Source organism: Sphingobacterium sp. UME9, from assembly GCF_014170215.1.
Lineage (GTDB): Bacteria > Bacteroidota > Bacteroidia > Sphingobacteriales > Sphingobacteriaceae > Sphingobacterium > Sphingobacterium paramultivorum.
Genome location: NZ_LZZP01000007.1, coordinates 30,929 through 44,374, shown reverse-complemented (window position 1 = coordinate 44,374; position 13,446 = coordinate 30,929). Strand labels below are relative to the sequence as shown.

The window sequence follows — 13,446 nt, the reverse complement described above, 5'->3', positions numbered from 1 at the left end:
AACCAATTTGGGAGTTGAAAATAATCTCTATTAGCCTTAAATCTATATGAAGGATTAACAGAAACATGCATTTTTGTAATTCTGCTCAAATTTTTATTTAAATTTTTAGGAATATTTGCCCTTTCGAAGTTTAGAGTAGTTAAAAGCAAGTCGGGAATACCATTCTTACCCACTAATGTAGTAAAACCATCACTAAATAAAACGGAACTGTTGTCATGTTCACCTGAGTGCATATTTATACTTACACCTTGAATATAACTTTTATCTTTTTTTTTCATTTTCATTTTAAATCTAGGGAAACAGATATATTAAGTTAGATTTTGCAGCGCCAATCCATTTATTTGGTCTTCTTAATTGAGCTTCACCTCCTCCAAAATTGGCCTTTATTGCAACATTTAAACTCTTTATTAAATAATCAATTGCCTCATCATCAACAACAAATTCTCTCTTAGAAAACTTTCGAAATATATCATATCGTATTTTTGTCATTATTAAAGCTAATTCAATCTTAGTCATAAGTGCACCTGCAAATTGCCCATTTCTTTTTCTTGAATTAATCCTTATATTTAAACTATTTATGAAAACCTCCAAAATACCTATCCCTCTGTTATTAAAATTATAATCATAGAATATCTCCTCATAAGTTACATTAGTGTAATAAGATTCGCCAATTTTCTTAAAATTAAAACTAAAAGGATTAGTCGGAACACTTAATATTAGTCCACCGTCTTGCTGTGCCCTATTATTTTCATTACCACTATTATTTTCCTTGTCATATATTGGCTTGCTTTCAGGATTACTGTCGTTTATGAATCCCCCATCTCCTTGATTTTTCCACGTAGTCTCATTTCCTTTCGATTCTCGAAAAAGTTTATTTACAAATTCCTTAGAAATCCTACCGTCAGGATCAATAAATCTAATTGGGTTATCGAAGGCATAGTTATAAGGAGACCATCTCCTGCTAATCTCAGCCATCGGATCTACTACATTCCACCTACCTATCTCCGGGTCGTAGAACCTTGCGTCATAATCGTACTGATCCCCAAGCTCGCCCTGGATCTCCTTACCATTATAAAGATAATTATTATTTCCGCCTGCCACAACCTTACGCTTACCAAAGGGATAATAATTGTCCCGCTGCGCTACATCAACTGCTGTAGGGCTGCTACCACGTTTCAATGTAGCCCGTACATTGCCCAAATGATCAGTCAGATTATAATGGTACACATAGTTTGTTCCATTCCGTTGGGCATAGCCCTCCGAATTATGGATAATATCAATAGTACCATTATTGTATTCGATACCACCCACATAATCCCTGGTGGTGGTGATTATGTTAGGTGCTGTGCCGATCTTCGAAAGCTTCTGCAGCTTCACTCCAGCCGAATTATACAAAAATGCTACGTCCACCCCTATTTTTTTGGCCGTTTGCGGCAGGTTCAGGTAATTATAGGTAATCGCCATCCCCATACGGTCAGTTTTGGCATTACCGTTAGCATCGTAGGTATAGCTTCCTGTCAAGCCGCCACTCAGGCTCATCAGTTTATTGCCGGTATAGGTATATGTCGTGGCAACAAGGGCATCTCGTTTCAGGGTCTTGATATTGCCCATACCAAGATCATCATAGGTAATCACCTCAGCTATGCTCGCTACCCCTGTCTGGCCATTGCTACCACTGGTCAACCTGTTCAGCTTATCATATTGATAGCTAAACGTGTTGGGTAGCGTCGCATCATCGCCCCAAAGCTGCTGGCTGATATTGCCGTTCCACTGTGGATTTGTCCCATCCTGGTATTTCAGCTGCTGGCTGAATTTGGGCGATGTACTTTTACTTAGCCAGCCCCGCTCATTGTAGGTATAGTTAGTACTGTTGACAAAGGAAGTCTCCGTGCCAGCCTTGCCCACAGCTTTGCTTTTCAGCTGGCCGATCTCATTGTAGCTATTGGATGCCAGAGTCACCTCAGTCTGAGAACCGATCTTCTCTTTGGTCGAAACCAGTCTACCAACATGGTCATATTCATTGGTGGTCACGATAGTTGTTGTAGCCCCTGTCGCCGGTGTATGTACCCGGGTACTAGTCAGCAACTCGCCCGGAAAATTATAGGTATTGGTCACATAATCCGTGCCCCCAAGATGGTTTTTCGAAGCGCTCTGGATCACCCTGCCGTAGTCATCGTAATATAATACTTTGAGCAGCGGCTGGGTACCATCTGTCCTATAGATTTTGCTACCGGTCTGCAGTGACTTGATCTTGGTACTTTTGGTGATTCCGCTGGCAGGAAGTGTAGTCGCTTCGGCAAAGGTATAGTCATCGTAATAATTGACAATGAGCGGCGTAATCGAAATACCTGGACCAGCAAGCGGAAAAGTAGTTGCAAGAGCTGGATAATCATCTCCCACGCGCGTCTCCCAGAGCGGTCCTGCCGTCGCATTCACAAGCCCGCTCACATCCGCTCGGGTTACCTTTGCCGTATTGATATAAAGTCCACTGGAAGTAATACGTCCAAATGCATCATATCTGTTGTAGGCCCACTCTTTTCGTACCCGCTGCTCGGCATCCTGTGTAAGCACAACCTGATCATTTTTGTTATACGCCAGATATTCCCATCCTTTTCCAGGGATCTTTTTCTCGATCAGCCTGCGACGTTCATCGTACCTGTAAGCATAGATATAATTGTCAAAATTAACATAAGTAGCATCCGTTAAAAGCTCACTAAAACCCGTCCCCGTCACTGCCGGCGGGATCACATAACGCAGGTCCCCAAAATCATCATAAACATAATAAGTATCAAGTGCCTTGCTTTCGCTCTCCCACACACGCTTGAGGACAACACGTCCTTCAACATCCTTGTACTCATCCACCGAACCAATACGTATAGCCGTATTTACAGTATTCTCATCCCTGACAGTGGTACGATAGAGTTTCCCAGCACCATAGTTCGTCGTACCACTGGCTCCGCTTGCCGTTACCGTCCATAGCTTAACAACATCAAGCCCCGTGGCCGTATTGGTGCCATAGTCCGTTTTTACCGTATGCCCTGTTCCTACAACTGCCAATGGCTGCCAGGCCGACCCCGGTGCCCCCTGTTCCAGTACACGATTCAGCGGGCTGTTCTCAAAGACAGTAACGGAATAGGGATTTGCCGTCTTCACCACTGCTGCATCCCACCCTATACCGTCCTTGTAAAAGTCCGACTGTGTCGTTTTAGCTCCCGTCCGAAAACTGCCATTGCCTGACTTCTCGCCATAGGGAAGATATTTCGTCGACTCACGTCCAAACCCGTCATATTCTATATACTGCACGATATCTTTGTAAGTTGGACTGGCCATAAGTTGCACCGTCTGACTCGGTCTACCCAGCCCGTCAAAGTATTGGATACTCTGGTTCTCCTGCCCGATCGTGCGCTGGTTCCCAAGTTGAGCAAGCTTTACCGTATCTCGAAAAGTCCGTGTCAGGATATAATTCTGACCTGCTGTCGGAGTGCTCACAAGATTCTGAAAGCCGGCAATACTGATCGTTACAGTTTTACCTGCTGGCTGTACTGGAATATAGAAGCCATCTTTTAAGGTAATGCTCTTGAGGGCCTGGATATTTGTTTGACCATTATAAGAAGTCAAGGGAAGATCATCTACCAGTGCCTGGCCATGGACAGCCCCCAATACAACTAATGATAGTAAGATTAAAAAGTTCTTTTTCATAACTGAAAAGCTTAGTTGGGTCTATAATGGTAATCGATGGACTTATTCACATAATTAAGATGGTCAAGGATCGCCCTCATACGTTGCATGCCATCGTACGTATAGGTCTCTTTTATCCCACGTGCATCTGTTTTGCTGGTCATGCCGACTAAAGGCTTGTACGTATAACTCGTCACCAAGGCATTTGGAAGGCCGGCTCGTAGCTTATCGGCGGCAACCTTGACCAGCGCCTCCATAGTGGCTTCTGTCTGTGCGACTAGGTTCAGGTTGTCAATAGCCGCTTGCGTAAGCGCTGTTGCAACTTCCGCATATGTTGCGTTCTTGATCTCCATCACTGGATATTGGCCCATATAGCCCCAAAGGTAAACAGTAGTAGGATTCTCTAATTTTTTAAGTTCTTGTAGCTTATTAAATGAATTGTAAGAAAGTATCTTAATTTCATCTGAATATCGAGTATCAGCGCTAAATATAGCCGGGCTTCCCAATGGAGGCTGTGTTCCTAAGGAACGATTACTGAATTTAAACATATTAAGCGGCACAGGATTAATAGAGGATAGGGCCTGTCGAGACTCGATAAGGCCTCTGCCTCCTGGACGATATTTGTTAATTGTTCCCGAAACAATACTTTTTACCGAACCTAAATCTCGATACGTTATACTTTCAATCGGAAGCCCCGTGATATAGTTTGAGGCCATATTGTCAATGAAAGAAGTACCAGGGGCATAATCATTTGGATACAATGTATGGGTAACAAGTCTATTCGATTTGCCATCGAGAATAGTATGGCGAGACAGTAATGCATTTGTTGGGTTATCATAGAAAAAAGCCTCCACAGTTTCATTAAAATCAACTCCATTCGTTGCATAATCTTTTGTCCGAATAGTATCGGGATATATCCACCCTTGATTATGATCATAGCCCATAAGGTCCAGAGGCTCCCAATCGCTGCTGGGATCTATTATACTCTGATAACGTTCATTGACAACATATGCTCTATATGTAACCGATTTTCTATCATCTCTATTATATGATGTACTCACCCTCTTTACCGGAATCCTTTGACCGTCCACATATTTATATACAAGACGATCCAGTTCCAGTCCGTTCAAATTTGCATTACTGGTCCACGGTGCATTGAATTCCTGCCCTCGAAAAAGTATTGGCCTTGCATTTGGAAATTGATTGAAAAGATAAATGGTACCACTATTGTCAAGACTATTCTCTTCAATGACATCGGAATAATATTGGGGGGCAGAATCATACAAATCATATGAATAAAATGGATTCGACTGTAAAATATGCTTTTCATATTCACCATAATATACACCGCTTTCAACTGAGCATCGATAGCTCCCTCTCAAATGCCACTCATATATAGGATCATAGGTAGGTGATCCAGTTGATTTTTTATCAGGATCACCTACTTTGTGATAGCTGTATTTTTTTTCGTAAACGGAACCATTTTCTTTTGTAATTACTTTTTGAATTCTAACTCCCCCACTATTTTGATTCTTGAAAGACTGTACATCAGGTGTAAGTTTATAGCTAAATAAAGCAGAAGCTGTCACAAAACTCCCTTTTCCAGCTTCAACTTTTACCTGATAATTAACCCCTGGAGCCAAAGTCTCTTCAAAAACAGCTGTTTTATAAGCTTGTACACTGTTTATGGACATGACGACCCCATCTCTGATGAGAATTACACGTCCAGTACCTGGATAGGGTCCATCTGTTGCTGTTATATCACACAAAATTTCAAATTTCACCCTTTGTTGCATTGGGACCGTAAAAACACTGGAAGTATTTGATCCTGTACCTATATTTCCTACTCCTTGAGCGTCAACCCTCTGAAACGTAGAAGTTCCGGGAATAGTGTATTCTTTCCAGACAGTATTAGGCTCATAAATTAAGCTGTCCTGCCCACCAGTTGGATAAATTATTCGTGAAAGCATCCCCGCTCCAACATACTGACCATCAGGACCCCTGTTCGCTGTCGCATATTTAAAATATTGTTTAAATGATTCATTTTGTGAAGGGGGAATCAAGGTACTATTTGATTTACCATTGTTATACCCAAAATAATCCTGACTATTGGAATACCTTGCGGTTAACTTATCCATATCCTGATAGGCAAACTTATATTTTGAGTCAGCTATGCCGTTCGCATCAAAGAATTGTACTTCGGTCAGAAAACTTCTACTCGGCAAACTAGCTTTAACCATTAAATTTGGATTAAGGCTGGAGGCACCAGCGCTATGATCCAGATAAGAAAGACCGATTTGCTTAATTGGGCTGGTAGAACCTGTTTTGTAGATCTTGATATTCTGCAATATTTTACCTACCTTTGCATTATGGTCAATATAACTTAACTGAACTTTTCCTATATTTGAATTGATTTCTGTCAATAGATAGGTATTCGTATACATAGCAGAGGTACAATTATTGGTAGAAACATCGGGCGCGCCCGAATTGCAGGGTACAGTTTGGGGTATATTATCAATCCTATAGGTCTGGGATTCGCTAACTCCTGTTACATAAGTGTAATGTATCCCTTCATAGGACATATTTATTACGGAACCATCAGGATGTGTTATTTTATATAAAAAAAATGCTGTATTGGTCGGATTTGGGAATACTCTACCGCAACCGCTCCCCATTTTATAAGTATTCTCAACAACCTGATCTCCAAACTCGTATTTCACACCATCTGGGGTATATATTTCAAATATCGTCCCCGAAATTCGTCTAATCTTCAAGCCATTATAGTTCAATAAAATTACATTGTTATTTTGATCAAATATGAACTTACCCGAATAGGTGCCAAAATTGAAACTATATATATCGGGCTCACCATCATAAGAACTTGCAGTTATATTGTAACTGATCATTCCCTTGACATAGTTGAATGTCTGCTGATCAGCTCCATAAGGATCAAAAGTGCTCGGCAACCGGGTAGTATTTCGTTCATCATCCTCACCCAAAACAGTACGGCGTATTACTCCACCCATATTGGCCGTCCATCCGGTTCCGATAATGCCCCCGTTATCGTTCACCCTAATTCCATTACTTGAATAATTTATCTGCAGCGGTACCTGCAGTGATCCCTGGACAAAAGTATAGAGATCAATAGTCTTATTAACGGTTCCAGAAGATAAACCGACATTAACACCTCCATACTGGCCCAAACTACTAGCAGTGGGGGAAGCAGGAATAATATCGAATCCGTCCTTTACCCCTTTTCCATCGGGAACTTGACCAAACAACAGGGCCGAACTTCCCAGAATAAATAAAGAAAATAAAATTCTATAGACTGTCCACATATATTTCTTTTTAATGATAAACTTATATTCTATTAATTAGTTACCGGTACTTATTTGGTAGGCTTTAAGGATCTGATCTCTTTATCTTGTTGCTGAACAGTTTTATTTAATTGAATTACCTGTAAAGTCAACTCCTCAATCTTCTTCAATAGTATTTTATTCATCTCACCCAATGAAATACCATTGGCTTCAACCTCACTTGCTTTAGGAACATCGGGAAGGTGACCGTTTTTCTGGATAAATTTTTCAGTTTCTTCCAGAGATGGTAGTTTATAATCTTCTTCAAAGACATAGTCTGCCCATCCCGCAGTTTCCACTTTTATTTCCTGGCTGCGGATCTTTCCGTTGACAGCCAGGTCGTAATCCCCTGGAGCCTGTGTCTTGATGCCGACTTTTCCCGAAAAATAAAAATCGCCCGCGCCTACCGGATTACCCAAGAGCGCACTTATCGTTGGTTCATTGCCGTTGACTTCTTCCAGTCTTGGCCCATAGAAATACTGTCTGTCATTGACATTTGGATCATAAAATAGAAAGCTTCTCAGACGAGTTGAAGTTGCTGTAGTCGGAAATTTAAAATCGGTTATTGAAACGACTTTCTTACCGGTAACACCATCATAAATTCCACCTGAGCTTGCTGTAGAAGCATCTCCTGAACCATGAACATAGCCGACCAATAAATACCATCTGTTCAATTCGGGCAGGTCACCATACCAAAAATAAGGATTGTTATTGGCGCTTCCGTCCAGGTTATTTACCCCAGCTTCACAACCTAGATAACTATAACCGTCCGTCGAATTTGTTTTCTTAAGCCATATGGTATAACGATAGGCTTTCTGATTATTAATGGCAGTAGTAGGCGCCACAAAGCCACCATCTCCATTTTGATCGCCACTCGGTTTGGCAGTCCAAAGCACTACCTGAGTACCCGATGGACCTATTCCCCATTCGCGCTCATTTTCGGAGACAAGCCCATTTAACGAAAAGCCAGTAATGCTTCCGCTGCCGGTTACCCATTCGTTGAGATTTATTAAATTTTGTGCTTTGCTTCCTAAAGCACAAACACTAAGGAGAAGGAACAGTCCTAATGGTGACTTTTTCATAATTGTTAATAATGGGTAAATAAAGATCAGTTCCCTTTGAACAAAATCTAGGTTAATTACTTTTCATCAATACAGTCTATTTGTTAGCTAAAATCAAGAAAAGGTCTGTTTTCTTAAATTTTAATGAAAATTACAACAAAAAAATATTTAAAAAAAGTGTTCTCAAAAAAAAATCGCGTATAAAAAATTTCCAGAAAAACACATTAATTAATAAGTGTAACATATATTATATATTTCCATATCCTTCACTCAATGCATCTTGAAATAAGGACTAGTTATAAAATATTTTTAAACTGTAAGTAAGTCCCTTACTAACTAAGGGACTTAAAGAAACAGTAACCGTACATTTATTAAGGAATATTTTTAATCCATTTGTCGCTAAAATATTCCCAATATTTTCGACTGAAGACAATGAGATAAACACCATTGACATTAGTTCCCCGCTGCGCATTCAACCAGGTTAATCCTCCATTTGAGGTTGACACTTCAAAGCCAGCAGGTATAGTACCTTTCAGCTGGCGGTCATACTGCCACCATCCCGAGCTATGCCAATAAGGATTGATCAGGTAATAACCTTGCTCGTTGCGTACAATTTCCTTAAAATTATCGAACCCTCGGCCGTTATCTTTATTAGTCCCAACCAAGACGGCAAAAAATCCCAAACTTTCCAGAAAACTTCGTGGTATATAATTACTCAGATCGATATTGCCACTGCCAACAAATGGGATATAGGTCTGAAAAATATCGTCAGCTTTCGGAAATATATTGGATACAACATATTTCTTCGTCCGATCTTTACCGCAGGTGTACGAATCAACCTTGCTTTCGCTTTTACAATCATGGAAACGTAGATACTGATTGTCGGATTTAAAATATCGATTACTATTATTCAGAAACGAGCAATTGTTAAAAAAGTAATCAGCTTCATTGGCCACCCATCCCGAGACTGAATATTGATTGGCATCTTCGCTACCAAAACCATTGAATACACAGCTATCAAAAACAACATTTTTACCATCGTAAAATCGCAGGTTGTTTCCATTACTGTAAAAATCGACTCCCTGAAATAGTACAATACTTCCAATCTGTGCGTTACGGTTTGTGACGGTCGTCATTTGGCTGATCCGCCCACCGATAAACTTCGTCACGGCATCACCTGAACTTTCGATATACGATAATATCGAAGCTTCCAATTGTTCTAATCCGTCGACATTCTTTTGTTCAACATCACAGTTTAAGTAGGTAATATCCGAGATACTGGCTGCATTTGCAGCTAACATATTAAAGTTAAAAAATTTGACATTTTCAAAGGTATTCTGAAAATAACCGGTCTGCTCTGTATGAAAGCATTTGGAAAAGTTTGCGATCGTTGAATCCCGGACGATCATGCTTGATTCACGGTTATTATAATTGATCATAAATTCGTGAACGATACCACATCGGGAAAAATTACCAGAAGTTTGCTTACCTACAAAATGACAGCCCTCCAACATATACCTGGCTCCGGATTTGGTCCCCATGATATGCAAAGCATCCCCATAGCTATCGGGCAATGTCATGGGAAGATTCTTGTCGCGGCCTCCAAAATTATTCACAGTGATATTTGAAAGGTTAAGTCGTCGGCTTCCCATTAAGCGAATCGCACTTCCTATACCGTTATCGATGCGAATATTTGATAGTCTAATCCTTTCTGCAGAGATTTGAAATGCCGAAACAATGTCATTATTATAAGGAGTAGCAGACGGGACCGCATCGTATGCCGAGAGATCAAATTCAAGTCCGTCTATCTCGACGCTATGCCCAACGTTATTGTCGAAAATATTGTACAAATTTGGTGGATAAGGGTATATTCCATCAGCCCCTAAGCTGAACACATTAACCTCCCGGTTTTGAGTCACGTTCCAAATATTCTGACCTTTACTATGGGTAAGCTTTTGATTGGGCTTAATCAAGGCACCATTAGATAAAATGACAAGCCTGACTCTGCTGCCAACTTCAAACGGAACCCGGATATTTTTGGTGATGTTATAATGCGCAGCTGTCTTTGGGATATAAACAGGAGCCTTATGATATAATGCACTTTTGATGCAGCGGATTAGTGCATCCGCATCGTCAGTTAGACCATCTCCTTTGGTACCAAAGTATCTACTATCAATTTGTTGGGTGAATTTATGTTCCAGCTTTTTACCACCGACAGCTATTACGCTACCCGCATTATCCTGCTCAGCAGTGTTACTGATATAGTAATTGATCGGGTGCGGTGTATCATTTGCCTGGTGGTAGCCCAATAGTCGCAGTCCGTCATAGGTACCGTTTGTTAATGCTGTAAGTTCTGCCGCCGATAGAGTCCTTATATCGTCTAGCCTGTTTTTAATAAGAAATTGATTTGCCATTATGTTGTTGTTTTTAAATCTTACACAAACTTAGGCTTCATCTAGGGGCTATGGCAGGAAAAGAAGGAGTATGTTATCGGTAGGATGAAACTACCGAAAAGTCGATTTTAAGGATGACTAGGAAAAGCAAAAAGCCAGGTCACACAACCTGGCTTTTATAAAATACTGCAACTTAGGCTTACAATAACTAGGGAGCAGCTTTATCTGCCCCTTAATTTATCGATCTCGACAGCCTGTTTCTTCACCGTCTCATTCAATTGAATCATTTGCAGCGTCATCTCCTCAATCTTTTTTAATAAAATTTTATCCATTTCATTAAGCGAGTATCCTTCCTTTTCCACGACTTCAGCTTTTGGAACATCGGGCAAATGGCCATGTTCATTTATAGGACATTTGAGGTATAATGATAGGTTGATTTACCTTTTAACCAAATGACAAAATCACGGCTACCACTGGATTTTGTAGCGTCATGATAACCAGCTACAAAAGGAACGATTACGACCATATCCTGGCGTCCCTGATAGATATTGGTTTCTATAAAATGAGATCCATGTCCCCACATCATCGTGTGGATCCTGAATCTTGCCATTACCGATCCATTCCAGTTGGCGTCTTCATGCGCATCAGATCGGCCGATTTGAATTTCGGTAGGTTGATGTCCCACCCAGCCATAATCGTTAAAAATTACGGGATAGTATTTATCAATATCACCATTAACAACAAACTTACCACTACTAGCCTGTCCAAATACCAACTGCGTAACGCTTAATAACAAAGCGAAAAAGAATATTTTCATAAATTTTAATATATGCTTTAAAATAAATTTGATCCTCTTTATAAAAGACAACTTTTTAATGATCTACTATCTTTTCATTCTTTTTGTCGATCACAGCTTTCATCTCTCGAATCTGCTTTTGCTGGTCAATCATGTGTAGTGTCATTTCCTCCATTTTTTTTAACAGCAAAAGATTCATTTCGGCTACATCCAAACCATCAGCTTGAATCTGTTTTGCCGATGGAATCTCGGGTAAATGCTTATTTTCTTTCACATAACTTTCAATCTCCTCCAGGCTTTTTAGTTTATAATCAGGTTCGAAAACGTAGTCAGGAACAGAGATATCTGTCTTAACCTTGATTTGATTGGCTAGGATATTACCGTTTACAGCGAGTTCGGCTTGAGGATCAGCAGTGCCTATTCCAACTTTACCCAAGACATTAAATCTTGACACGTAATTGGTGATTTGTCTATTTGCAGAATAATCTACGATTTCACTCAAAACATCTGTATTTTGAGGTGTATTATTCTTTTCGTAAATAACAAACTCTAAGCTCATTCCAGAAGACTTTGCCCAGCCAATAAACTGAATCCCATTACCATGCCATGCAGCATAAGGCACATCCAAGGCAATATATTTTTTTCCCTTATACCGACAGGTTTTGAGCTGCCAGCGAAATGATTCTTCATCATTGGACACCAAATTGGCAAATGTTGCGTTATAGGAAGATGAGCTATTTACATTTGCAACGTTAAGACGATTAAATGCACCTTGGCTTCCCCGTCGAGCAGCTAATGTACCAATCAGATAGTTATCGGCTAAAAGTGTATTATCATATATTTCATGTAGAAGAATTAGCGACTTAGTAAAGTCCCCGTTTCCTGCAGTATTAATAATTTTGTGTACATAATCACCAGATACAGTTGTGACCTGGGCCATCGAAATTCTGAGATTGAATAAAGCTGTAAAAAGTAGTAAAAATTTAAAAATTTGACGCTTCATAAGGTTGTTTTATACTTATAATTTGATTTTAATTATTTCCCTTCTTTAACTCGTCGATCTGCTTTTGCAGTGAAATAACATGTAAGGTCAGTTCTTCATTATTTTTCAGAAGCTTCTTGATCATTTCGCCCAATTGAACACCATTCTGTTCGACTTCTTTTGCCGTTGGCATGTCAGGTAGGTGCTTATTGCTTTTAACAAAAGTTTCTATCTCCTTTAAACTATTCAGTTGATAATCTTCCTCAAAGACATAATCGGGCCACTCGGTTGCTGTAGTTGTTACCTTAATTTCCTCCGCTTGGATTTTTCCTTTGACGGAAAGCTTTTGCTGTGGGTTATCGGTGCCAATTCCAAGGTTTCCTTTGGCATTCATGGTCATGTAATTACTCTCATAGCTACCCCAAGAGAAAAGTGGCCGATTTACAAGTGGTCCCGAACTCCTACGGGCGTCGAAACGTACCATGGGCATAATACCGACATCTGAAGTCTCAGGCACACTAGCTCCTATACCAAGCGCAAAATCGTCATTATAGGTCCTGGAAGCTTGGATCCAAGGTATAAATCGTCCATTTATGGCCGTACCATTTGCAATCGTCAGGCTTTCATTAGGGGCATCACTAACGGTATATTGAACAATTTTTTCCCATAGGTTATTTTCTGCTGCCTTTCGGACATCAATTTGATAGACCGGGTTTGTTATACCGATTCCAACATTTCCTGTTGCAGGAAATATATTTGTTTGCGCATGGCCTTGTGACAGCAAAATTCCAGAAATAACTGCTGTCATAAAAATAGATTTTAAATTCATATGGCTTGTATTAATTCGAAGCGAACACTGTTGCTAAACTCAGAGAGAAGGAAAACTTGACTTTAGCTATAAGCTAATCTAAAAGCAATAATGCTTTTATTAACAATATTTCTATATCTGTAAGCAAATAAGCAACAACATTTAAAGGTTAAAACAATTATTAGCCAAATATACAAACACTTTTAATTAATAAATCTCATTATTTTAAAAACATGATTAATGTATAAGATAAAATAGCTAAAAAAAATCGGTTTACATAAAGGTTGACAAATCAGAGGCTTAAATACTTTCGTCCAACTATTTTGGAAATTCAAAAATGGCTAAACATTATTTTCAATTAATTAATCACCC

The 13,446-nt window shown here is 39.8% G+C and carries 9 protein-coding genes; all 9 read right to left on the bottom strand.

Annotated elements, in window-relative coordinates; translation table 11 throughout:
* Positions 1–278, bottom strand: a 278-nt coding sequence (locus tag A9970_RS12920; protein ID WP_182982585.1) for a hypothetical protein, incomplete at its 3' end; no start/stop codon positions are given.
* 13 nt (positions 279–291) lie between these two features.
* Positions 292–3,699, bottom strand: coding sequence for a DUF6443 domain-containing protein (locus A9970_RS12915; RefSeq protein WP_182982584.1), 3,408 nt, complete (start codon positions 3,697–3,699; stop codon positions 292–294).
* 11 nt (positions 3,700–3,710) lie between these two features.
* Positions 3,711–7,016 carry a hypothetical protein gene (locus A9970_RS12910; protein ID WP_182982583.1) on the bottom strand — a complete coding sequence of 1,102 codons (3,306 nt, stop codon included), beginning with the start codon at positions 7,014–7,016 and terminating at the stop codon, positions 3,711–3,713.
* A 50-nt stretch (positions 7,017–7,066) separates the two neighbouring features.
* On the bottom strand, positions 7,067–8,116 hold the full coding sequence (locus tag A9970_RS12905; RefSeq protein WP_182982582.1) for a tail fiber protein: 1,050 nt from the start codon (positions 8,114–8,116) through the stop codon (positions 7,067–7,069).
* Positions 8,117–8,466: 350 nt separating this feature from the next.
* Complete coding sequence (locus tag A9970_RS12900) at positions 8,467–10,509, bottom strand: hypothetical protein (protein WP_182982581.1); 2,043 nt, start codon at positions 10,507–10,509, stop codon at positions 8,467–8,469.
* A 200-nt stretch (positions 10,510–10,709) separates the two neighbouring features.
* Positions 10,710–10,850: a hypothetical protein gene (locus A9970_RS12895; protein WP_182982580.1), complete on the bottom strand. Its 141-nt coding sequence runs from the start codon at positions 10,848–10,850 to the stop codon at positions 10,710–10,712.
* A 41-nt stretch (positions 10,851–10,891) separates the two neighbouring features.
* Positions 10,892–11,305, bottom strand: a complete 414-nt coding sequence (locus A9970_RS12890) for a hypothetical protein (protein WP_182982579.1) — start codon at positions 11,303–11,305, stop codon at positions 10,892–10,894.
* A 55-nt stretch (positions 11,306–11,360) separates the two neighbouring features.
* Positions 11,361–12,287, bottom strand: coding sequence for a hypothetical protein (locus A9970_RS12885; protein WP_182982578.1), 927 nt, complete (start codon positions 12,285–12,287; stop codon positions 11,361–11,363).
* Between the two features lie 28 nt (positions 12,288–12,315).
* Complete coding sequence (locus tag A9970_RS12880; protein WP_182982577.1) at positions 12,316–13,074, bottom strand: tail fiber protein; 759 nt, start codon at positions 13,072–13,074, stop codon at positions 12,316–12,318.
* Positions 13,075–13,446: the final 372 nt, after the last annotated feature.

Coding starts and splice junctions, on each gene's coding strand:
- A9970_RS12915 (WP_182982584.1), bottom strand. CDS start 3,699: ATGAAAAAGAACTTTTTAATCTTACTATCATTAGTTGTATTGGGGGCT.
- A9970_RS12910 (WP_182982583.1), bottom strand. CDS start 7,016: ATGTGGACAGTCTATAGAATTTTATTTTCTTTATTTATTCTGGGAAGT.
- A9970_RS12905 (WP_182982582.1), bottom strand. CDS start 8,116: ATGAAAAAGTCACCATTAGGACTGTTCCTTCTCCTTAGTGTTTGTGCT.
- A9970_RS12900 (WP_182982581.1), bottom strand. CDS start 10,509: ATGGCAAATCAATTTCTTATTAAAAACAGGCTAGACGATATAAGGACT.
- A9970_RS12890 (WP_182982579.1), bottom strand. CDS start 11,305: ATGAAAATATTCTTTTTCGCTTTGTTATTAAGCGTTACGCAGTTGGTA.
- A9970_RS12885 (WP_182982578.1), bottom strand. CDS start 12,287: ATGAAGCGTCAAATTTTTAAATTTTTACTACTTTTTACAGCTTTATTC.
- A9970_RS12880 (WP_182982577.1), bottom strand. CDS start 13,074: ATGACAGCAGTTATTTCTGGAATTTTGCTGTCACAAGGCCATGCGCAA.